The organism is Vibrio sp. 661, assembly GCF_033339315.1.
GTDB lineage: Bacteria > Pseudomonadota > Gammaproteobacteria > Enterobacterales > Vibrionaceae > Vibrio > Vibrio alginolyticus.
The window spans coordinates 327,269-348,020 of the sequence record NZ_JAWOUJ010000003.1 but is presented as its reverse complement, the minus strand read 5'-3'; the positions used below and the strand labels follow the sequence as shown (position 1 = coordinate 348,020).

The following is a 20,752-nucleotide window of genomic DNA, read 5'->3' as shown; positions in this document are numbered from 1 at the left end:
CATGGCGGGTTATCAACCTAAAAAGCGAAAAATGACAGCGGAGATCAACGTTGTTCCGTATATCGACGTAATGCTCGTACTGTTGATCATTTTTATGGCGACCGCTCCATTTGTGACTCAAGGCGTCGACGTTGATCTTCCGAAAACATCGACCGCAGAATCTATGCAAGACCTTGCTGGCGAGACTGACAGTAGCTTTATTATCATCGAAATTGATAGCGAGGGTAATTTAGGCCTAAGCGTAAATGATGAAGAAGTTCAGCGAGGTTTGTCGTTGCAAGATGTTATTGTGCGAGTGAAAGCGGAGCGAGAGGTTAAGCCGGATTCACCAGTTGCGGTAGGTGGCGACGCGGCAACACCATATGCCGATGTTGTTCTATTGCTAGATGAACTAAGTCGAGCTGGTATCCCTAAGGTAGGTCTAATGACCGATATCAGGGAATAGACATCAATTATCTATGAAAGATCACAAGAAGAAACCCAACCAATACGCCAAACCGATAGCAATATCGGTTGGTTTGCATGCAATTCTAGTTGCAGCCCTGCTTTGGGGGACGGACTTCAACATGTCTAAACCAGAGCCTACAGGGCAAATGGTTCAAGCTGTTGTCATCGATCCAAAACTTGTGCAGCAACAAGCGAAAGAAATTCGCCAGCAACGCGAAAAGGCAGCGAAAAAAGAACAAGAGCGTCTTGATAAACTGAGACGCGAAGCAGAGCAGCTAGAAAAAAACCGCAAAGCTGAAGAAGAGCAAATTCGCAAGTTGAAAGAGCAGCAAGCGAAAGATGCTCAAGCGGCGCGAGAAGCAGAAGCTGCACGTAAGAAAAAAGAGCAAGAGCGCAAGCAGGAAGAAGAACGTGTTCGCAAAGAAAAAGAGCGAGCTGCTAAGCTAGAAAAAGAGCGCAAGGAAAAAGAAGAAGCCGTGCGTAAAGCTGAGCAGGAGCGTTTAGCAAAAGAAGCGGCTATAGCAAAAGCTGAGCAAGAACGTTTGGCTCGTGAAAAAGCAGCAAAAGAAGCGGAAGAAAAAGCACGTCGTGAGCGTGAAGCTGCTGAAAAAGCTGAACAAGAGCGCATTGCAAAAGAGAAAGCGGCAAAAGAGGCAGCGGAGCGAGAGCGTAAAGCGAGAGAAGCAGCTGAGCGTGCCGAGCGTGAGCGTAAAGCTCAAGAAGCCGCGTTAGATGATATTTTTGCGGGTCTCGAGAGTGAGTCAGAACAGAATCAGCAAGCGAAAAATCAACATGTGCAATCTGAAGTTGACCGCTATGGTGCAATTTACAAACAATTGATAGAGAGTCGTATCATTAAGGACGATTATCTTGTGGGAAAGTCGTGTAGGCTTAATGTGAAGCTAGTTCCAACTGGGACTGATGGTATTGTGAGTAATGTTACTGTGTTAAACGGTGACTCTCGTCTTTGTAGTGCAGCCAAAAGTGCAGTAGCCCAAGTTGGCAACTTTCCGATGCCTAAAGATAGAGATGTTATTGATAAAGTTAGAGATATCAACTTAACCGTTGAATACTAGAATAAGGAATAAGACGTGATTAGACGCCTTTTACTAGGAATGTTTGTACTGTTTAGCAGTATGACAAATGTGGCGAATGCCGCATTAGAGTTGGTCATTACCGATGGTATTGATTCAGCACGACCAATTGCTGTTGTTCCGTTTAAGTGGGAGGGCACACAAGCGCTTCCAACGGATGTTTCTGCTGTTATCGCCTCGGATTTACAACGTAGTGGTAAATTCAGCCCAGTTCCAACGAGCAAAATGCCACAAACACCGTTCAGTGAATCAGAAGTTAATTTTGATGCTTGGACCAATTTAGGTGTGGATGCGCTATTGACTGGTTCAATCAAGCAAAACGACCAAGGTGACTACGTTATCAACTATCAACTTGTTGATATTGTGCGTGGTCAGTTAACAGGTGGGAAGAGTAAGGCGCTTGGTAGTGACGGTGAATTAGTCCTGTCAAAAGATCATGTGCTGTTCAATAAAGTAGCCACTGTTCAAGGGCCTCGTATGCGTGAGTACGCTCACCGTATCTCTGATTTGGTGTATGAGCAGTTAACTGGCGACCGTGGCGCTTTCATGACTCGTATCGCATATGTGGTAGTGAACGATAAAGACCGTTTCCCTTACCAACTTCGAGTCGCTGATTACGATGGCTACAATGAGCGTCTGGTTTTACGCTCTAAACAACCATTAATGTCACCAGCGTGGTCCCCCGATGGTAAAAAGCTTGCATATGTTAGCTTCCAAAATGGCCAAGCAGAAATCTTCATCATGAACATCTACACCGGTGAACGTGAGAAAATTACTTCATACCCACGTCACAATGGTGCGCCAAGATTTTCGCCAGATGGCAATAAGTTAGCGATTGTTCTTTCTAAAACAGGCTCGCTTCATGTTTATACGTTTGACCTTAACACTCGTAAGCTGACGCAAATTACGCGTGGCAGATCAAATAATACGGAACCGTTCTGGCATCCGGATGGAAAATCGTTGATTTTCACATCGGATAGGGGTGGTAAACCACAGATTTATCAAGTAAATTTGGGCAGCGGTTCTATTGACCGTTTGACTTGGCAAGGCAGCCAAAATTTGGGTGGTCAGATTACTCCTGATGGGCGATTCCTAGTTATGGTGAACCGCAGCAACGCAGGATTTAATTTGGCGAAACAAGATTTGGAAACTGGTGCTCTTCAAGTCTTAACTAAGACCTTGCTTGATGAGTCTCCTAGTATTGCCCCAAACGGTGGCATGGTTGTGTATAGCTCGATTTACAACAAGAAAAACGTACTATCGATGGTGTCAATTGATGGTCGATTCAAAGCTAGATTACCGGCAACAAATGGGCGTGTTCGAGCGCCTGCATGGTCACCGTTTTTGTAGTAATAAGTTTGATTAATAAAGGAAAATAAGATGCAACTGAACAAGGTTCTAAAAGGGCTACTAATCGCGCTTCCTGTAATGGCTGTTACAGCGTGTAGTTCAAGCGACGACGCTGCTTCTAACACTGGTGCAGCAACAAACAACAATGGCGCAGTGGAAACAACAGTAGCTACGCCAATTGATCAAAGCGGTCAGTTGACAGAGCAAGAGCTAAAAGAGCAAGCGCTACGTGAAACTCAAACAATCTACTTTGCTTTTGACAACTCAACAATTGCAGCAGATTACGAAGAGATGCTAGCGGCTCACGCTTCTTACCTAAGCAAGAACCCAGCACTTAACGTAACTATCGAAGGTCACGCTGATGAGCGTGGTACTCCTGAGTACAACATCGCTCTAGGTGAGCGTCGTGCACAAGCAGTAGCGAACTACCTACAAGCACTAGGTGTTCAAGCTGACCAAATCTCAATCGTTAGCTACGGTGAAGAGAAGCCACTTCTTCTAGGTCAATCAGATGAAGTTTACGCTAAAAACCGTCGCGCGGTTCTAGTATACTAATTCGAGGTAATCCTCATGTTCAGTAACACTAAGCGCGCTGTTGCGCTTACGTTACTGGCAAGTGCAGCGAACTTTGCGTTCGCTGCACCAGCTCCAGTATCCGATCTCAACAGCACATCATCCGTCTCTAAGAGCCGTTCATCTGAAACGGAAGTAGAGCGTCTAGAGCGCTTGCTACAAAACCGCAATCGCGTTCAGCTCCAAATGCAACAGCAAATTGACCAAATGTCACAAGAGATCAGTGAATTACGTGGTCAATTAGAGCGAAATAGCTACGAAATGAAGCAAATGTTGCAACGTCAACGAGAGTTGTTTGTCGAGCTGGATCGTGTTCGTGGAGAGATAAAATCCGCGCCTGCGCAAGAAGCGAAACCGGCTAAAACAGGTGGTCAGTACACACCAAATGTTGATGAGCAAACGGCATACCAAAATGCAGTCGACCTCATCCTCAAGAAACGTGACTACACTGGCGCAATTGCAGCGTTCCAGCAGTTCCAGAAAGATTATCCTGATTCTACATATTCAGCGAATTCTCACTACTGGCTAGGTCAGTTGTACTTCGCTAAAAAGCAGGATGAGGATGCAGTGAAAAGTTTTGCCGCTGTTGTGTCTTATAAAGACTCCAATAAGCGAGCCGATGCGTTGCTTAAGTTAGGCGAAATCGCTGAGCGTAATAACAATGCAGCTCAAGCGAAAAAGTACTACCAACAAGTGGTTGATGAATACCCAGGTAGTGCATCTGCAAAACTTGCCAGCTCTAAGCTGTAAGACGTTATGTTTTGAAAAGGAAGCTTCGGCTTCCTTTTTCTTTTCCATTTTCTGTTGGTGCAGAACGGCTAAGTCGATAGCAATGATGCAGAGCCTCTGACCTTATGTTGCACCGAATTTCGCTACTCGGAAATGCTACCTGTAACAAAGATATACGGCTAGACCGCTAGAAATCCCCGCGACAAGTTGGTTTTTGAAAATTAACGAGGTTACAATACTCGGATTAAAGGAAGTTGCGTAGAGCAAGAGCAATGAGCCATATATTAGATAAAATCGACACTGTTTACCCATTCCCACCGAAACCAGTTCCATTAAGCGAAGAAGAAAAAGCATCTTACATTGAGCGTATTAAAAAGTTACTCAAAGAAAAAGATGCGGTACTTATCGCGCACTACTATACCGACCCTGAGATTCAAGCCCTAGCTGAAGACACTGGCGGGTTTGTTGGTGACTCGTTGGAAATGGCGAAGTTTGGTAATCGTCACCCTGCAAGTACATTGATTATTGGTGGTGTTCGCTTTATGGGCGAGTCGGCCAAAATTCTGACACCAGAAAAGCGCATTCTAATGCCAACGTTGGAAGCGGAATGTTCGCTTGACCTTGGCTGTCCTGCGGATAAGTTCAGCGAGTTTTGTGATGCTCACCCTGATCATACGGTTGTAGTTTACGCAAATACTTCAGCAGCGGTTAAAGCCCGTGCCGACTGGGTCGTTACATCGAGCATTGCGCTTGAAATCGTGGAACACTTAGACGCTGAAGATAAGCCAATTATTTGGGGACCAGACCGTCACCTAGGATCGTACATCGCTAACAAAACTGGCGCAGATATGCTGCTTTGGCAGGGTGAGTGTGTGGTTCATGATGAGTTCTCTGCTGATGCGCTACGAAAAATGAAGAGCGTGTATCCAGATGCGGCTATTTTGGTTCACCCTGAGTCACCAGCAAGCGTCGTAGAACTTGCCGATGCCGTTGGATCAACGAGTCAGCTGATCAAAGCAGCGAAAGAGCTTCCTCACAAACAAATGATCGTTGCGACAGACAAAGGCATTTTCTTTAAAATGCAGCAACTTGTGCCAGAGAAAGAACTTATCGAAGCGCCAACCGCAGGTGCAGGCGCAACATGTCGCAGCTGTGCACACTGTCCTTGGATGGCAATGAACGGTTTGAAAGCAATTGAGAAAGCGCTTAGTGAAGGTGGTGAAGAGCACGAGATTTTTGTTAACGAAGAACTGCGTGTTAAATCCCTTATCCCGCTTAACCGCATGCTAGATTTTGCTGAGCAGCTAAATATGCAAGTGAAAGGTAATGCTTAAAAAGTAGGCGTAACTGAAAATAAATCTCAAAAACCAGCCGAATATGGCTGGTTTTTTTGTGTCTTACTATCAATGAGTTACTATTGATGCAATCAATGAATATCGAGGTCATAAATTTATGGCGGTGTGGTTAGTAGTTAAAAAGTGGCTTAGTTCCCACCTTTTTAAATTGAGCAACCGAAGCCTTCTCATCTTTAGTGGCTTATATGTGAGCCTTTCATGGTGGCTGCTGGTTCTCGCTGGTGAAACAGCATTAACAGACAGTTTCGCTAACTTTATCTATTACCTCATGGTTACGGCGAGTACGGTGGGTTATGGCGACCATTCTCCAGTAACAGATTTGGGTAAATGGGTTGTCGTACTATTTGTAATCCCCGGCGGTTTGAGCTTATTCGCCGCATTATTGGGGCGTGTCGCTGGAGCAGCGATGGACTATTGGCGAGCGGGTATTTTAGGAAAACGGAGAGTAAGAGTGGAAAACCATATTGTATTGTTGGGCTGGAATGGATCGAGAACGATGCACCTTATTCGCATGTTACAACATGAAGAAGAGGGAAAGCGTCCGATTGTTTTATGCAGCCGTTCAGAAATAGAGAACCCGTTACCTGGCGAAATCAGTTTTATCAAAGTGACCAGTTATACCGATTCGCAAGAAATGAAAAACGCCAATATTGCCGAAGCCGCTTGCATTATTGTGGATAATCTCTCGGACGACATTACCTTGTCAGCCGCTCTATACTGCGCATCTGTAAACCCTTCCGCTCATTTGGTCGCTTACTTTAAAGATGAAGCGCTAGGCCGACTTCTAAGTCAGCATTGCCCGAAAGCGGAATGCATACCTGCTGTTGGCGCAGAAATGTTGGCAAAAGCGGCGGTTGACCCGGGCTCAAGTGCGCTTCATCAGGAGCTTTTGGCTTCAACACGAGGTATGACGCAATACTCAGTTATTTATCCTGAGGGGCAGTCTGCCACCACTATTGAGAATCTCTTCGTTTTTCTCAAAAGACGCCATCATGCCACGCTGATTGCTTTTGATATTGGCGATGGTATTCAACTCAACCCAGATTTAGATGCTGAAGTACCCGCGAGTACCAAGCTGTTTTACATTGCAGATGAACGTATTGAAGATTTTGCCTGGAAAGAAATGAACAAGGAACAATAATGCACATGATTGCTGGCCTGTTAGCAGGCTTCCCAAACTTTTTACTCTATTTCTCTGTTTCTATTATTTTTGTATTGGCGTTTAAGTTCATCTACGTCAAGTTGACGCCATACGATGAGTGGCATCTGATCAAAGAAAAACAAAATACAGCAGCAGCGATTGCGCTAAGTGGGGCCTTCCTTGGTTACTGTCTCGCGATTTCGGGGGCGGCAAAAAACTCAGTCAATATCGTCGATTTTATGGTATGGGGCGTTGTTGCAATGCTTGCTCAAATTATTGCATTTGCAATTGTACGCTTTATTTTACTTCCGAAAGTGGCAGAGCGTATCGAAAAAGATGAACTGCCAGCCGGTATTGTATTAGCAGCAGTTTCTGTTTCGGTTGGCGTATTGAATGCCGCGTGCATGACCTACTAGGAGGAACGATGAAGCGGAGTTCTAACGTTAAACGTTCTTCCATGGACAAAAGCTTAAAGCTTGGGAAAATTCTTCCCTTTGCTGCCTTTGGTGGTATTTTCTTCTTTGCTGCGTACGAGTCAAAAACAGAAGGGTACATTTTTTCTGATGCTGATGAGTGTAAATCTAACTCGCCTGAGTTTAGTGAACAGTGTGACATTGCATACCAAGAAGCTTTAGCTCGTGCCGAACAAAATGCCCCTCGCTACCGCAGCGAGTTCGAATGCGAGAATGATTTCTACGAGGATGATTGTTACTACAGTTCCAGTTCCCGAGCTTATGTACCTAACTTTGGCGGTTTTTTTTACAGTCGCTCATTAAGCGGGTTGAAAGGTTATAACAAGAGCTATTACTCAGAGCCGATGTACCGTTATAAATCCAAATTCTATAATGGAGCAGGACAATTCTTTGGCTCCTACCGAAATCAGCCGACCAAAGTTGCGACGAATAGCCTTAATAAACGTGGCGGCGGCACCATTGGCAGGGCGATGTCTCGAGGCGGGTTTGGTAAAGCGGTGTCGGTCAGTCGAGGCGGTTAAAAAGCACTATGTTTCGACGAGAAATACAAGAGCGCGAAAACTGGCGTGAATTAGCACGCCAGTTTGGTTTTGGTTTCCATACCATGTATGACCAACCGTATTGGGATGAGAGTGCTTACTATCAATTCACGCTGGAGCAAATTGAGCGCGATATAGAAGCGCCCACTGAAGAGCTGCATCAGATGTGCCTGGCTATTGTGGATGAAGTCGTTCGGAGTGAGCGGTTGCTGACGCAATGTGCGATCCCTGAATCTATGTGGGAGCAGGTCGCTTCTTCATGGAGACGAAGCGAACCTTCGCTTTATTCGCGGCTGGATTTCGCGTACAACGGGACCTCGCCTGCAAAATTACTGGAAAACAATGCGGATACGCCAACCAGCTTGTTTGAAACTGGCTTTTGGCAGTGGGTGTGGCTAGAAGATGTTGTAAATAAAGGTCGAGTTCACCAGAGCGCGGATCAATTCAATATTCTTCAAGACTTTTTGATCGAGCGCTTTGCCGAAATAGCAAAATACCAACCAGGACAAACACTTCACTTTAGCTGCTGCAAGTACACTGAAGAAGATAAAGGGACTGTCCAGTATTTAGAGGATTGCGCGCGAGAGGCAGGGTTAGCAACGGCATTCGTGCATGTCGAAGATATTGGAGTGACGGAAGATGGTCTGTTTGTGGATGCTGACGACAGAGCGATTCGTTGGATGTTTAAGCTTTACCCTTGGGAGTTTATGTTTGAAGAGGAATATGCGAAGTACTTAGCGACTGCGAACGTAAACTGGTTAGAACCGATGTGGAAGTCGATTCTATCCAATAAAGCACTTTTACCGTTATTGTGGGAGCGCTTTCCTAATCACCCGAACCTTTTGCCCGCTTATTTTGCTAACGATTCAAAAGCGAACACTATGAGAGATTGTGTCATCAAGCCACTATTTTCTCGAGAGGGCGCGAACATCGAGATCGTCATCGATGGAAAACGTTTTGTTAAAACGTCAGGGCCTTATGAATCTAAATTCAATATCGTCCAGCAATACCATCCACTACCTAAGTTTGGGCAAAACCATACGTTAATTGGCAGTTGGTTGGTCAATGATAGAGCTGCCGGTATTTCGATTAGGGAAGACAGTAGCTTAGTGACTCAAGATATGGCGCGGTATATTCCACATGTAATTTTAACATGATCAAAAAAGCTCTCCATTTGGAGAGCTTTTTGTCTATTCAGCCGTTCAATCTTGATGGTCGACAGCGTTGCGTCTATTGTTCTTCAGCTAATGCAACACCGCGCTGGGTAAGACCACATAACATCACTGGCATTGCATTGAAGATCTCTTCAAACTGCTCTAAGCCTTCCATACCTTGTTCGGCCAATGTTTCAATGGTTGTTTCTGGGTCGTAAAGCATAGTAAGAGAAAGTAAAACACCACCGAGTAGGGCATTATCTTCGCTATCCTCAGGCATCAACGTTTCCCAGTCATCACGCGCAAGTTGCCAGCCTTGTAATACACCTTCACAGAAATCGCGAGCCTGACTTGTTACAATGTCTTGCTCATCTAGCGCGCACCCTGCAGGCCACTGCCAAGTGCCTTCTAGGAGAGCGGGACGAGTTTGGTTCCACATTTGTACAATCTCGTCAATGTACTGCTCTAGTTGTTCACCGTCAGTAAATGGCGCTGTTTCTTCTCCACCCCATAAGAATGGCAACCACTCTTGAGGCATTAATACGTTTGGCGCTGCAGCCATCGCTGTTACAAAGCCTTGAGTTTTTGCTAGGTTTAGTAGTTTACCGTCAAGTTCTGGGAGAGAAAGGATGTCTTGTAGTTTCAAAATAGAATACCATTTGTTAATGGGCTGGTTGATTGCGCTCATCTTACCAATCAATTAGTGATAAATCGATATTAGGGAATGATTCACACATCTATGGAAATTCGCTCATCACTTAGAAAAAAAAGCATTCTCGCCCTAACACTTTACCTGTGCTTCTTTATCGCCACTATCGGTTCTGTCGCCTATTTGGTTGTTGAGCCACCGGTTAGACAAAAGCTAGAGCAAAACCTAGAGTTACGTACCCAACTCCTGGCTCTTGAGATAAAAGAGCCCCTCCTCAGTTCTACAGGTGTATTGAGCAGCTTAGTAGGGCTAGCCCAAGGGACTGAAAATATTCAATCTCTCAACACAATAATTCCACATATACTTCAATTGAGTGACAAGATGCTTGTTAGTGGTGGCGTATGGCCTAAACCCGAACTAAAAGCAGAACAATGGAGATATAAAAGTCTATTCTTCAATAAAAACAGTGATAGTGGTATTGACCAAATTCACTCCTACAATAACCCCGAATCTGGCGGTTATGATAATGAAGCCTGGTATGTCGCTGCCGCCGATGCTCCGGTAGGTTCTGTTAGTTGGTCTACGGTTTACATCGATACCTTTACTCAGGTCCAGATGATTACCGCGTCTTCTCCGTACTACCAAAACGGTCGATTCGCTGGAGTTGTAACGGTAGACCTATCACTTGATGCACTTTTTCAGTTTATTCGAGAGCACACGAACCAGCATTCTTTGGGGGTAGTGGTTCGCGATGCTGACTCAAACGTGATTATTGAACACAACTTTCAACTGACGGACGAAATTTATGTCAGCGAGCTTGATTTCGGAGAGTTCGATTGGCGCATGGAAGTTGTCAACGCAAAAGCTAAAGTCGCCGATCAAGTGTTTGAACAAGTGATGAGCGTTGAGGGGAGGATCATTCCATTTTTGCTCTTGTGTGTCTTGGTCGGTTACTACTTACTGAATCGCTATATTGTTGAACCAATTGTTCGCATTGCCGCTAAGATTGATGACTCGAAAACTGGTGGGATCATAGATATTGACTACGATAGCGATGACGAAATCGGACAGCTTATCGAGAAGTTCAATGAAAAGACGATCTATTTAGAGCAGGAGAGAATAAAAGCTCAGGCTTCGACAAACGCTAAAACGGCATTCTTAGCCACATTGTCCCACGAGATTCGCACACCAATGAACGGTGTACTAGGAACTGCCCAGATACTGTTAAAAACACCACTTACCGATGAGCAGCGTAAGCACCTGAGAACACTTTATGATTCAGGTGATCACATGATGACATTACTCAATGAGATTTTAGATTACTCAAAAATTGAACAAGGGCATGTTGAGTTTGAAAATAAGCCTTTCCCAATTGAGTCGATTATCGGCAGTATCAAGAGTGTTTATCAAACGCTATGTGCAGAAAAAGGTCTTCGCTTTAGAGTAGTCTCGCATTTACCAACGGGTCGTTGGTACAACAATGACAAAGCCCGTTTGCGTCAAGTACTGTTCAATCTACTCAATAACGCTGTTAAGTTCACCGATCGTGGCATCGTAGAGGTAGAGCTAGCCGAGAAATCGAGTAAGGCTGGCACCAAGCTGATACTAAAGGTAAAAGATACAGGGATTGGTATTTCAAAAGAGGCACAAAAACGCATTTTTCGTCCTTTTGAGCAAGCAGAGTCATCAACGACTAGACGGTTTGGTGGTACAGGGCTTGGTTTAGCAATAGTCAAAGAAATCGCGGAACATATGGGTGGGCAAGTGGTTGTAGAGAGTCAGGAGGACGCTGGAACGACTTTTACTGTCGAAATTGCCCTTACACCTTGCAAGCCGGGTAAAGTAGAGTCAATCAATACACATAAATTGAACTGTAAAGGGTTGAAAGCACTCATTGTTGAAGACAACCGAACAAATGCGATCATTATGGAAACTTTCCTCCGAGCCAAGGGCTTTGAGTGCACAAGTGTCGAAAATGGTCAGCTTGCAGTCGATGAGGTTGCGATCAAACCATTTGATTTGATACTGATGGATAATCATATGCCTGTTCTAGATGGCGTTGGGGCCATATCAGCCATTCGAGCAATGAGTTCACCTGCTAAGTCGGTACTGATTTTTGGCTGTACAGCGGATGTGTTCAAAGAAACACAAGAGCGTATGATTAATGTAGGAGCAGACCACATAATAGCGAAACCAATAGTGGAGTCTGAATTAAATGATGCACTGTATCTTCATGCGACACAGTTATATCAGTACCAATCGGACTTTGATGGAAATGCAGCAGATAGCTTTAATGCTGAAAAGTGGTTACTCAACTTCTATGTCGCTCTAGATAATGGACATCTTAATGAAGCACTTGAGGCTATTTCAGCGATCATTGCGGAGGCTCCCCTTGAACTCAGTGGCGACGTTTCTTCAGTCGCCGAACGGATAAGAAGTAACTTAAAGCGTCAGCAATCCCCGGACCAAGATGATATCGATACATTAACGATTTTGCTGGCCTCACCATAACTGAATCAATATGGCGCAACTGTAAATTGTTCTTACTATTCATACGTCATCCAGCGTCGTCACAAACTCTTCTAACCTGCAATGAACAGGCTTGCAGTTTTACTTTTACGAGTAAAGCAGCAAGACCTTCTACTGTGATTATATCGGTAATACTCTGAATTTTCGCAGCTTGGTAGCATAAGCTATAGGAGTGACTGTTTACAGTCCGAGTTTTGTTCTAACTTTACGTCAAAATAATTATCGTAACCCCTTTTTATGTAAGTGAAATCCGTGTTTTTGTACCATTTTTACGTAATTTTAGGCGTTTTTACTCGCCATTGGTGAAAAAAACTACTTTTACTTTAAAAGTTGGTTATAAATTTACAACTTAATTTTAAATACAGAGCCATAAGCTAGTTTTTGTGTGTTCTAATTGCATCATTAACTGGCTTGATGTCTTTTTAGTGGTTAATAGTTTTATTATTTTTATTAATTGCAGTGTTTGATTTTAAGGGTTTTGTAAATGAAGTCTCGTGGACCATTTTGTATTCGTCACGCCGCAGCGGATACCTTTGCTATGGTTGTTTTTTGCTTTATCACAGGGATGATTGTCGAGATTTTGATTTCAGGGATGACATTTGAGCAATCTCTAGCATCGCGTACGCTATCGATTCCAGTGAATATCGCCATTGCTTGGCCGTATGGGGTTTTTCGTGATTGGGTGCTGCATCAAGGTAGTAAGGTGTCGCCGTCTTCCTTTATGAAAAACATCTCTGATCTGGTCGCTTATGTACTATTTCAATCTCCAGTTTATGCGGGTATCTTATTCGCGGTTGGCGCGTCTACAGATCAAATTGTGACCGCAGTGGCAAGTAACGCTGTTATTTCTTGTGGCATGGGTGTGTTGTATGGGTACTTCTTGGATATGTGCCGCCGTTGGTTCCGTGTTCCCGGTTATTCTCAAAGCATGTAAATGCCCCAGTTTTGCTCAATTTAGTTACTTAGTGAGCAATCGATTCGAAAAGGGCGCTTTTTTTTATGTTTAGCCTTGACCATCAGGCACATAATCATTAAATTAGCGCCTCGTTAGCCAATGATGCTAACCAAAATTTGATTCGGTGAGTTGTCCGAGTGGCTGAAGGAGCACGCCTGGAAAGTGTGTATACGGCAACGTATCGAGAGTTCGAATCTCTCACTCACCGCCACATTCTAAAAGGTCTGATTTGTCAGGCCTTTTTTCGTATCTACACTAAAGTAATGCGTAATTGAAAGTACACAAGAGTGCTCAAGGTGCAAGCGCCATTCTATCTACAAGCCAACTATTCACATCTCACCTCTATACAACGCCAAAATTGAAGATGCTATACAGAGGCAGCCATAATCTGATTGGTGCGGGTTAGCACATCCGCTTTAATCTAGAATTTAGCACCCATATCACATGAGGTATGAATACGGCCACAAGAATGAACGTAGTGCTACTAGATGCTAAGCAAAACAGCCATGAACACGAATACAACAGCAATCATACCAAAGAGATCTGTGTTTAGATTGAGGTCATCAGGGTTAAATTTTTCAATGCTTTGCGTCGTTTTGCATCTTATCTTCATGTTCTTGTCCTTATTTCATGTACGATTTCAACAGCAACATAACATGCAATTGAGTGTTCACAAGTCATAAAAAGCATAAGTATACTTGCACCACATTGAGCGCAAAAAATACTCAAAGCGTTTTAAAGTGGCGGTCTACCTTTTGTAACATCAAATATTCTTTCTGTTTTTGTGCCTGTATCGCTATAGTTGAGAAACGGTTATCTCGTTCTAGTTAGGAACAAACTACTGGCTGCCGCTACATTCTCTCAGCGTTCCCACTCAGTCGCCTTGGGTAGATACTTTAGTCGTTGAGTACTGCAAAAAAACGCCGCATGAGCAGCGGCGCTTTGTTGAGGAATTCCCTTTCCTACTTGTAGCTAAGTTCTGTCGCTTTGCCTTTGAAGATCCGGTATACCACAAAGGTGTAAAGCAATATCACCGGCATAACAATCATCACACCGTAGCCCACGATTATTAACGTCGCAGGCGAGGAGGCAGCTTGTTGTGCGGTCATTAATCCCGGCACAACTTCTGGGAAGAAGCTATACGCAAGCCCGAGAAAGCTCAACGCGAAAATGACAGTGACACCAAAGAAAGGCCAGCGCACACCCAGATCATTCACCATTGGAACCTGACGCAAATAGCGATCAACTAGGAAGATGGTTGCCAATACAATTAACGGAACTGGGGCAAGCAACAAGATTTCTGGGAAGCTGAACCAACGCAAGGCAACTTGTTGATTTACAATTGGGTTTACAACGCTAACCACCAAGATTCCTAAGGCTGCTAACCAACCAGCACGGCGAGACCAACGGGCCGAGCGTATTTGCAAATCACCTTCCGTTTTTAGTACTAACCATGCGCCACCGATGTAAACGTACGCCGCCGCTACACAAAGTGCGCTTAACCAAGCAAAGCCAAATGCTTCGGTTGATTGTTCAAATCCCATGATGTAACGACCCACCATGTAGCCTTGGGTTAGCGCGGTGACTAACGAGCCAATTCTGAAGCACCAATCCCAGTGAGGTTTATGATCCGAGTTCGCTTTGGCTCGGAAGTCGAACGCCACGCCACGCATGATCAGTGCGATAAGCATAATCGCGGTCGGCATATAAAGTTCCGTCAAAATCAAGCTATGAGCAGTAGGAAAGGCAATCAGCAGAATACCGACGGCTAACACCAACCACGTTTCATTCGCATCCCAGAAAGGGCCGATAGACGCTATCATTCGGTCACGTTGCGCTTCATTATCACTCGGTAAAAGGATACCGACGCCAAGATCGTAGCCGTCGAGCACGGCATACATAAAGACCGAGAAGCCAAGCAGCAGAAGATAAATTTCTGGTAGATAGTCGAGCATGATTAGGCCTCTTGTTGTGTCAGTGGGACTTCATGGGCTGCAACGTCTTTGCGCGCCAAATAGAATAGGGTATGGATGTACGCAACCAGCAATGCAGCATAAATGGCTAAGTACATAATGAGCGAAGTCATCACGCTACTGCTCGCAACCGTGGTGACGGCTTCTGATGTACGCAATACACCGCTGACCAACCAAGGTTGTCGACCAATCTCAGTAACATACCAACCCGCCAGTGTGGCTATCCAACCAGAGAACGTCATGGCTAATACCGTGTACAGGTAAGGTTTAGGTAGCGCTTTTTTACGTGCTAGCTTCACCGCGCCATACCAGCTAACAAGCAACATAAGGACACCAACACCAACCATCACGCGGAAACCAAAGAACAAGGGCTTCACTGGCGGGTGGTCAGGTGCAAACTCGTTAAGTCCTTGGATTTCCCCATCTAAGTCATGCGTAAGAATCAAACTCGCCAGCTTTGGGATGCCCACTTCAAAATCATTGCTGCGAGTTTCTTCATTTGGCATCGCAAACAGAAGAAGAGGCGCGCCTTGCTCGGTCTCCCACACGCCTTCCATCGCTGCGATTTTTGCAGGTTGATGTTCAAGCGTGTTTAACCCGTGAAGGTCACCGACAAAGATTTGAATTGGGATGAATCCAGCCGCCGCGAACAGCGCGACTTTTAGGCCAAGTTTGGCTGAGCGATGATCTGGCTTTTTCATTATTTGATAAGCCGAAATACCCGCAATCAAGAAGCTGGCAGTCAGCGCCGATGCTAATAGCGTGTGCAGAAGACGGTAAGGTAAAGAAGGATTGAAAATAACTTCCTTCCAACTGGTTACATGTACAATTCCGTCAATCACTTCATAGCCACTTGGTGTGTGCATCCAGCTGTTAAGCACTAGAATCCAAAACGCGGACATACTTGTCCCAACAGCAACCAGAACGGTGGCGAGAGTATGAACCCATTCCGGCACTCGTCCTCGTCCAAAAAGCATCACGCCAAGGAAGGTGGCTTCCATAAAGAAGGCGGTCATCACTTCGTATCCGAGCAATGGTCCTGCTACGTTACCGACTCGTTCCATAAAGCCTGGCCAGTTGGTACCAAACTGGAAACTCATCGTAATGCCGGATACTACACCTAAGGCGAAAGTAAGAGCGAATATCTTGACCCAGAAGTAATAAACATCGAGCCATACGGGGGCTTGGGTGCGGTTATATCGCCACTTGAAAAACACCAACATCCATGCCAACGCGATGGTGATGGTCGGGAAGAGAATATGAAAGCTGATATTGGCCGCGAACTGGATCCGCGACAGCATGAGGGTATCTAACATCTTGGTTCCTCAAAAACGTGCCATACTAAAAATCGTGTCTATCTGTAATTTAGTTACGAAAAGTCGGGCAGTTTGGATTCATGTATCGAGAAATACAGGTGATTCTGTTTTCTTCTAACCATGATTTATATCAACTAAGGGAAAGAAAGGAGTGTAGGAAATTGTCTCAAAATGCCACTAATAGTCGCGAGAAGTGAGTAAAAGAAAGCAAATGTAACTGAAGGAGCATGGATTAAGATTAGTTCGAATTATCCTTATGATGGTTTCGATAATCCTGAAATAAAATTACAAAAACAATATTTTTAGTAAGGAAAATTGCCTTGCCTTCACTTTGAACCTCCATACTATTTATACACTAGTCATGTCGAGATCATCTCAAACACAGCAAACTTACTGGCAGTTAAGGTGGGAAACTTTAGCTAATTGATAAACTTAAAATTGCACTGCTAATGACATATGCATCATAAGTTCGTTAGCACTCGACCAGAAGTGCGATAGGCTACATTTTTATACTAGCGAACGATTTGGCGCTAGGTAATTCGGCTTTCACTAGATCAACAAGTCGACTGCGGACCATTTTCGATTTCTGATGAGTTTCAATCCAAACTGACACTTACTTTTCAGCAAGTGTGCTAGTGTCTTTCTTATTATTTATTAAATAATTAATAGATGCCGATATGGTAAAGAGAGTTGTGGACAGCTATCTCGAGCAGTAGACTGGCGCTAGCCAGAGAGTCTGACTTTGAGGGGGGCATTCTACATGAATCTTGGATTCTGCCACCGCAAAGCTGATATTGAATTTGATGGAGATGGATAATGAATGACAGTTGGGCTAATTTCTTTCCTTACTTTGCTGGAGCTTTTAAGCTTATTGTATTAGGGATAGGAGCCTACTTAGCCATTAAATGGCATTTTGACGAAGAGCGAAGGGTAAGAGAAGCGGAAGGTGTGGTGTTTGATAACCCAAGTCTCATGAAAAAGTTTGCGAAGACGCTAACTCTGCCATTCCTTTTGTGTCTTCTCGTTCTTCTTGTTATATATGCTACCAACTGGTTCCTGTATTGACGGCTTTATTGTTTGTTGTAGTAAAGCTGAATGCTGCCGCCTCTGAGAGTCGAGCCGTAGTTGAAGTTAACGCCTATGCCGAAATTGTCCAACCAATCAAAGGGCTTTGGTGCATAAAATAGCCATCCTATAGAAGCTTCGTAGTAATGCGGACTTCCCAGTTCATCGCTTAAATCATGCGAAAGGTCGACTCTTTTAATCCCGGTAAATAAAGCCTGCTCACCGTGATAAATATTGTAGTAACCGGTGATTTCATTAGATAGGTACCAACCTTTAGGGTTGCCTATATTGCCGTTATTTGCGCTTCCCCAGCTGTGCCCAATGAATGAATTCAATGTCGAACTGGCATGCCATTTCCCCCAAATTGTGGGAGACGTGTATTTGGCTTTAATGGATGGTTGAACTATTGCCGCCCATGCTGAAACGTTAACGGCACGGCCGTCTAGGATTCTTCCAATGATGGATGAAAGTTTATTATCGGTAGAGAATGAGTTTTTATAACGCATAAGGTGAGTCGTCGTTCTGGTGCTAAGGGTGACGTTTTCACTTGCTTTGTATAGATACCCATAACCAATCGATGCACCGTATGTCCTTTCCTTGAGAAGATCCTTACTTGTGCCGAATAGTTTGAGATCATTCTCTGTTTGTATCGTAAATGCCTTAAACGACAGCTCATGTAAGTCCTCGCTGCCCTCTATGTCAAAGTTAGTCGTGTAAGGGAGAACATATACGGATTTGCTTCGACGTTCATTGATTGACTCGTCAGTCCCGAACTCTGGGTTGGCGGTATCAAATAATGCATTCGGATCAAAGTCGCCAATACCAAACGCAATTGCGTCAGTGTCGGACAGCAAAACCGCGATAGAAAAACGTTGTTGGAGAAGGTTGCTAATTTCCTTATCTAGTGGATCCGCTTGAGCTGTGTTAGGAAGAGAGAGTAGGAGAGCGAGCGAAACGACTCGCCACTCCACTGAGGCGAAGTTGGGTTGGAACATTTTGGCTCTTTCAAATGGTTCATGCATGGAGTTTTTGGACGTACCGGTACGCTAACATTAGTTTAATCGTTGAATGGTCGGTGTAACTTTGAGAAATCTATGTTTTCTCATATTGATATGAAAAAGTTCCTTAAACGAGTTTAGCTTCAATGTGTATGCTGCACCAGATTTGTTTAGCAACATCATTCTTTTCTGAAGATGTAGCAAGACTTTGTGACTAGGTTGCATTATTTTCTTTAATGCGTCTCTTGAGAGGAAAATAGCAAACTTTTTTATTGCCTTGGCGCTCAAGAAAATCTGAATCGTTCACTGTGCTACTGGTTAACTTCGAAAACTTGTAAGCATCCTGTCTGCCAACATCACGACTAACATCATCAAGGAGTACCCTTAAATACGTCAGATAAACAATGGTTTTTTTGAGCTTTAGAAGAAATGTTCGGACCTTTGCATATTCCGCGGTGGTGCTCAATCCAAGAACTGTGTTTTGTATGTGTTCTCAGTAAATCATTGAGTCGATCTATTCTTCAAAATGTGGTCCCTTTTAATTCACTTTCTGTTACATATTTTTCGTTTTGAAAGAGCATTTTAATTTGCATCTTTTGAAAAGATCTCTTTGTTAAATTTTGTATAAAATCAACTAATTGTTGAAATTAGAACCCTTGTCAAAAAGTCATTAGATTTCATGTTGAATAGCCTCTTTTACCTAATAGTATACTCTATTTGTTTGATATAATTTCCGGCAGTTTGTATACCATAAATAAAGAGAGTCTATTCATGTTCCAGAACTTAACGATCAAGCAGAAGATAGTGATTCCGCTGTCATTGATTATTGGATTGTTTATTGTGAGCTCTGTATTAAACGTTATGACAAGTTGGAAGCAATCTGAATTGAGTGAGACACTCAACGAACAGATCGTGCCGAACTTATTAACGATTGAGGATGCTTACCGCGATCTTTACCAAGCTACATCTGCAATCCAAGGTGTTGCTCTTTCTGATACTCAAACCGATATTGATCACCACATCGGTGAATACAAAGACAACGCATACAAAGCGCTGCCGCGTATGGAACAAATGATTGAGCTATCGCAAGCCGGTGTGACGCCTTCTACACATGGTAATGAAGTTCGAACGCTTGTCTCTTTGGGTGAAAAATGGTTAGCAAGTTATGAGGCGATGCTACGTTTACCTCAATCTCAATGGCGTGGTTACTACAATGAGCACAAACATACCTTTGAAGACCAATTTATCGAGGTTAGAGCGCAGCTTAACGTTGTAAAAGATGCAATAGAAGAAAAGCAAAGCCAATTGAAGGACGAAATATCAGCGGCTGCAACAAGAGCAGAACTCATTCTTGAAGCGGGCATTGTGATTGTTATTCTGGCCGCTATTGCGATGGCGTTTTTGTTGTTGCAAACGGTTGTGAAGCCTATCAATGATATTAAAAATGCGATGACAGAAATTGCGTCCGGTGAAGGTGATCTAAGTCAGCGAATCGATGTAAAAACACAAGACGAAATTGGCAATTTAGCAGACGCATTTAACCAGTTTGTGTCCAAAATTCAAGTGACAGTCGCTCAGGTAATTGAAAGCTCAAATACCCTACGTAACGAAATGGCAAATCTTAGCTCGTTGACCAAGACCATCGCGAACTCGACCGTTTCTCAGCAAAAAGATAGTGAGGCGGTAGCGGCGGCAGTGCACGAAATGCAAGTCACCAGCAGAAATGTAAGCGATAGCGCTAACGAAGCCGCGGTTGCGAGCCAAACAGCGAATGATGAACTTACCAATACCAATGTTATTTTGGATCAAACGGTTAGCTCAATTCGCAGCCTCGCAAGTGAAATCGAAAGCGCAAGCCACGTCATTAACACATTGGATCATGATGTGAGTAACATTGCGTCCGTACTGGATGTAATTCGTGGTATTGCCGAGCAAACAAACTTATTAGCGCTTAACGCAGCCATTGAAGCGGCTCGCGCTGGAGAGCAAGGGCGAGGCTTTGCTGTGGTAGCGGACGAGGTTCGTTCTTTAGCCAGTCGTACGCAACAGAGTACGGGAGAAATCCAAACCATGATTGAAAAGCTACAATCTGGTGCAGGACAAGCTGTAGAAGTGATGCTCGGTAGCCAAAATAGCAGTGATGAAACGATCAAGTCCGCTGGCCGAGCGAGTGAATCCCTTTCTGAAATCTTGAACGCGATTTCACGTATGAACGAGATGAATACACACATTGCAACGGCTGCGAGCCAGCAAAGTACAGTAAGTGACGAAGTAAATAGCAACGTACAAGGCATTGCAGACAGTAGCACTTCAATTGTGGAAATCGTAAACCAAGCGCAAGCTTCTTTAGCCATGTTGTCAGAGCAAACTCAACGTTTAGATCATCAGGTCAGTCAGTTCAAAGTATAAGCT

General features: G+C 44.1%; 19 protein-coding genes and 1 tRNA gene. 15 read left to right on the top strand and 5 right to left on the bottom strand.

Annotated features, from left to right (window positions below):
- Position 1 precedes the first annotated feature (1 nt).
- From R7P69_RS09590 to R7P69_RS09545, 10 genes are all read left to right on the top strand, one after another.
- Positions 2 to 445 (top strand): ExbD/TolR family protein, encoded by a 444-nt coding sequence (locus R7P69_RS09590; protein ID WP_005378298.1) that lies wholly within the window; start codon positions 2 to 4, stop codon positions 443 to 445.
- A 13-nt stretch (positions 446 to 458) separates the two neighbouring features.
- Positions 459 to 1,523: a cell envelope integrity protein TolA gene (gene tolA / locus R7P69_RS09585; RefSeq protein ID WP_005378296.1), complete on the top strand. Its 1,065-nt coding sequence runs from the start codon at positions 459 to 461 to the stop codon at positions 1,521 to 1,523.
- 15 nt (positions 1,524 to 1,538) lie between these two features.
- Positions 1,539 to 2,891 (top strand): Tol-Pal system beta propeller repeat protein TolB, encoded by a 1,353-nt coding sequence (gene tolB / locus R7P69_RS09580; protein ID WP_005387925.1) that lies wholly within the window; start codon positions 1,539 to 1,541, stop codon positions 2,889 to 2,891.
- Between the two features lie 30 nt (positions 2,892 to 2,921).
- Entirely contained in the window at positions 2,922 to 3,446 is a 525-nt protein-coding gene (gene pal, locus R7P69_RS09575; protein WP_005378293.1) for a peptidoglycan-associated lipoprotein Pal, read from the top strand.
- A 15-nt stretch (positions 3,447 to 3,461) separates the two neighbouring features.
- Positions 3,462 to 4,214, top strand: coding sequence for a tol-pal system protein YbgF (gene ybgF / locus R7P69_RS09570; protein WP_005387926.1), 753 nt, complete (start codon positions 3,462 to 3,464; stop codon positions 4,212 to 4,214).
- Between the two features lie 251 nt (positions 4,215 to 4,465).
- Positions 4,466 to 5,527: a quinolinate synthase NadA gene (gene nadA, locus R7P69_RS09565; protein ID WP_042522106.1), complete on the top strand. Its 1,062-nt coding sequence runs from the start codon at positions 4,466 to 4,468 to the stop codon at positions 5,525 to 5,527.
- A 118-nt stretch (positions 5,528 to 5,645) separates the two neighbouring features.
- Entirely contained in the window at positions 5,646 to 6,689 is a 1,044-nt protein-coding gene (locus tag R7P69_RS09560; RefSeq protein ID WP_017635053.1) for a potassium channel protein, read from the top strand.
- The gene (locus R7P69_RS09555; protein WP_005378281.1) at positions 6,689 to 7,105 is read left to right on the top strand and encodes a DUF350 domain-containing protein; all 417 of its coding nucleotides are present in this window, start codon (positions 6,689 to 6,691) and stop codon (positions 7,103 to 7,105) included. Before R7P69_RS09560 ends, R7P69_RS09555 begins: the two co-directional genes overlap by 1 nt.
- Before the next feature lie 8 nt (positions 7,106 to 7,113).
- Complete coding sequence (locus tag R7P69_RS09550) at positions 7,114 to 7,683, top strand: DUF1190 domain-containing protein (protein ID WP_053307470.1); 570 nt, start codon at positions 7,114 to 7,116, stop codon at positions 7,681 to 7,683.
- Positions 7,684 to 7,691: 8 nt separating this feature from the next.
- On the top strand, positions 7,692 to 8,858 hold the full coding sequence (locus R7P69_RS09545; protein WP_054866291.1) for a glutathionylspermidine synthase family protein: 1,167 nt from the start codon (positions 7,692 to 7,694) through the stop codon (positions 8,856 to 8,858).
- A gap of 73 nt (positions 8,859 to 8,931) precedes the next feature.
- Here the strand turns inward: R7P69_RS09545 and R7P69_RS09540 are convergent, their stop codons facing one another.
- The gene (locus R7P69_RS09540) at positions 8,932 to 9,543 is read right to left on the bottom strand and encodes a YecA family protein (RefSeq protein WP_005378278.1); all 612 of its coding nucleotides are present in this window, start codon (positions 9,541 to 9,543) and stop codon (positions 8,932 to 8,934) included.
- A 51-nt stretch (positions 9,544 to 9,594) separates the two neighbouring features.
- On the opposite strand from R7P69_RS09540, the gene R7P69_RS09535 reads away from it, so the two are divergent.
- From R7P69_RS09535 to R7P69_RS09525, 3 genes are all read left to right on the top strand, one after another.
- Positions 9,595 to 12,015, top strand: coding sequence for a hybrid sensor histidine kinase/response regulator (locus R7P69_RS09535; RefSeq protein WP_017820050.1), 2,421 nt, complete (start codon positions 9,595 to 9,597; stop codon positions 12,013 to 12,015).
- 502 nt (positions 12,016 to 12,517) lie between these two features.
- On the top strand, positions 12,518 to 12,967 hold the full coding sequence (locus R7P69_RS09530; protein ID WP_005378276.1) for an L-alanine exporter AlaE: 450 nt from the start codon (positions 12,518 to 12,520) through the stop codon (positions 12,965 to 12,967).
- 144 nt (positions 12,968 to 13,111) lie between these two features.
- Positions 13,112 to 13,199, top strand: a tRNA-Ser gene (locus R7P69_RS09525).
- Between the two features lie 273 nt (positions 13,200 to 13,472).
- Here R7P69_RS09525 and R7P69_RS09520 read toward each other — a convergent pair.
- From R7P69_RS09520 to R7P69_RS09510, 3 genes are all read right to left on the bottom strand, one after another.
- On the bottom strand, positions 13,473 to 13,601 hold the full coding sequence (locus R7P69_RS09520) for a hypothetical protein (RefSeq protein WP_005378275.1): 129 nt from the start codon (positions 13,599 to 13,601) through the stop codon (positions 13,473 to 13,475).
- Between the two features lie 349 nt (positions 13,602 to 13,950).
- Positions 13,951 to 14,943 (bottom strand): cytochrome d ubiquinol oxidase subunit II, encoded by a 993-nt coding sequence (locus R7P69_RS09515; RefSeq protein ID WP_017820054.1) that lies wholly within the window; start codon positions 14,941 to 14,943, stop codon positions 13,951 to 13,953.
- Positions 14,944 to 14,945: 2 nt separating this feature from the next.
- Entirely contained in the window at positions 14,946 to 16,277 is a 1,332-nt protein-coding gene (locus tag R7P69_RS09510) for a cytochrome ubiquinol oxidase subunit I (RefSeq protein WP_005388402.1), read from the bottom strand.
- A gap of 816 nt (positions 16,278 to 17,093) precedes the next feature.
- On the opposite strand from R7P69_RS09510, the gene R7P69_RS09505 reads away from it, so the two are divergent.
- On the top strand, positions 17,094 to 17,342 hold the full coding sequence (locus R7P69_RS09505; RefSeq protein ID WP_005378271.1) for a hypothetical protein: 249 nt from the start codon (positions 17,094 to 17,096) through the stop codon (positions 17,340 to 17,342).
- A gap of 5 nt (positions 17,343 to 17,347) precedes the next feature.
- Here R7P69_RS09505 and R7P69_RS09500 read toward each other — a convergent pair whose 3' ends face one another.
- Positions 17,348 to 18,337 (bottom strand): Solitary outer membrane autotransporter beta-barrel domain, encoded by a 990-nt coding sequence (locus R7P69_RS09500; RefSeq protein WP_017820055.1) that lies wholly within the window; start codon positions 18,335 to 18,337, stop codon positions 17,348 to 17,350.
- A 774-nt stretch (positions 18,338 to 19,111) separates the two neighbouring features.
- Between R7P69_RS09500 and R7P69_RS09495 the strand changes: the two genes are divergently transcribed.
- Positions 19,112 to 20,749 (top strand): methyl-accepting chemotaxis protein, encoded by a 1,638-nt coding sequence (locus R7P69_RS09495; RefSeq protein WP_258488654.1) that lies wholly within the window; start codon positions 19,112 to 19,114, stop codon positions 20,747 to 20,749.
- Positions 20,750 to 20,752: the final 3 nt, after the last annotated feature.

What these genes read in the sequence shown, in the direction of transcription:
- R7P69_RS09590 (WP_005378298.1), top strand. Translation starts at nt 2, where the DNA reads ATGGCGGGTTATCAACCTAAAAAGCGAAAAATGACAGCGGAGATCAAC.
- tolA (WP_005378296.1), top strand. Translation starts at nt 459, where the DNA reads ATGAAAGATCACAAGAAGAAACCCAACCAATACGCCAAACCGATAGCA.
- pal (WP_005378293.1), top strand. Translation starts at nt 2,922, where the DNA reads ATGCAACTGAACAAGGTTCTAAAAGGGCTACTAATCGCGCTTCCTGTA.
- ybgF (WP_005387926.1), top strand. Translation starts at nt 3,462, where the DNA reads ATGTTCAGTAACACTAAGCGCGCTGTTGCGCTTACGTTACTGGCAAGT.
- nadA (WP_042522106.1), top strand. Translation starts at nt 4,466, where the DNA reads ATGAGCCATATATTAGATAAAATCGACACTGTTTACCCATTCCCACCG.
- R7P69_RS09560 (WP_017635053.1), top strand. Translation starts at nt 5,646, where the DNA reads ATGGCGGTGTGGTTAGTAGTTAAAAAGTGGCTTAGTTCCCACCTTTTT.
- R7P69_RS09555 (WP_005378281.1), top strand. Translation starts at nt 6,689, where the DNA reads ATGCACATGATTGCTGGCCTGTTAGCAGGCTTCCCAAACTTTTTACTC.
- R7P69_RS09550 (WP_053307470.1), top strand. Translation starts at nt 7,114, where the DNA reads ATGAAGCGGAGTTCTAACGTTAAACGTTCTTCCATGGACAAAAGCTTA.
- R7P69_RS09545 (WP_054866291.1), top strand. Translation starts at nt 7,692, where the DNA reads ATGTTTCGACGAGAAATACAAGAGCGCGAAAACTGGCGTGAATTAGCA.
- R7P69_RS09540 (WP_005378278.1), bottom strand. Translation starts at nt 9,543, where the DNA reads ATGAGCGCAATCAACCAGCCCATTAACAAATGGTATTCTATTTTGAAA.
- R7P69_RS09535 (WP_017820050.1), top strand. Translation starts at nt 9,595, where the DNA reads ATGGAAATTCGCTCATCACTTAGAAAAAAAAGCATTCTCGCCCTAACA.
- R7P69_RS09530 (WP_005378276.1), top strand. Translation starts at nt 12,518, where the DNA reads ATGAAGTCTCGTGGACCATTTTGTATTCGTCACGCCGCAGCGGATACC.
- R7P69_RS09520 (WP_005378275.1), bottom strand. Translation starts at nt 13,601, where the DNA reads ATGAAGATAAGATGCAAAACGACGCAAAGCATTGAAAAATTTAACCCT.
- R7P69_RS09515 (WP_017820054.1), bottom strand. Translation starts at nt 14,943, where the DNA reads ATGCTCGACTATCTACCAGAAATTTATCTTCTGCTGCTTGGCTTCTCG.
- R7P69_RS09510 (WP_005388402.1), bottom strand. Translation starts at nt 16,277, where the DNA reads ATGTTAGATACCCTCATGCTGTCGCGGATCCAGTTCGCGGCCAATATC.
- R7P69_RS09505 (WP_005378271.1), top strand. Translation starts at nt 17,094, where the DNA reads ATGAATGACAGTTGGGCTAATTTCTTTCCTTACTTTGCTGGAGCTTTT.
- R7P69_RS09500 (WP_017820055.1), bottom strand. Translation starts at nt 18,337, where the DNA reads ATGTTCCAACCCAACTTCGCCTCAGTGGAGTGGCGAGTCGTTTCGCTC.
- R7P69_RS09495 (WP_258488654.1), top strand. Translation starts at nt 19,112, where the DNA reads ATGTTCCAGAACTTAACGATCAAGCAGAAGATAGTGATTCCGCTGTCA.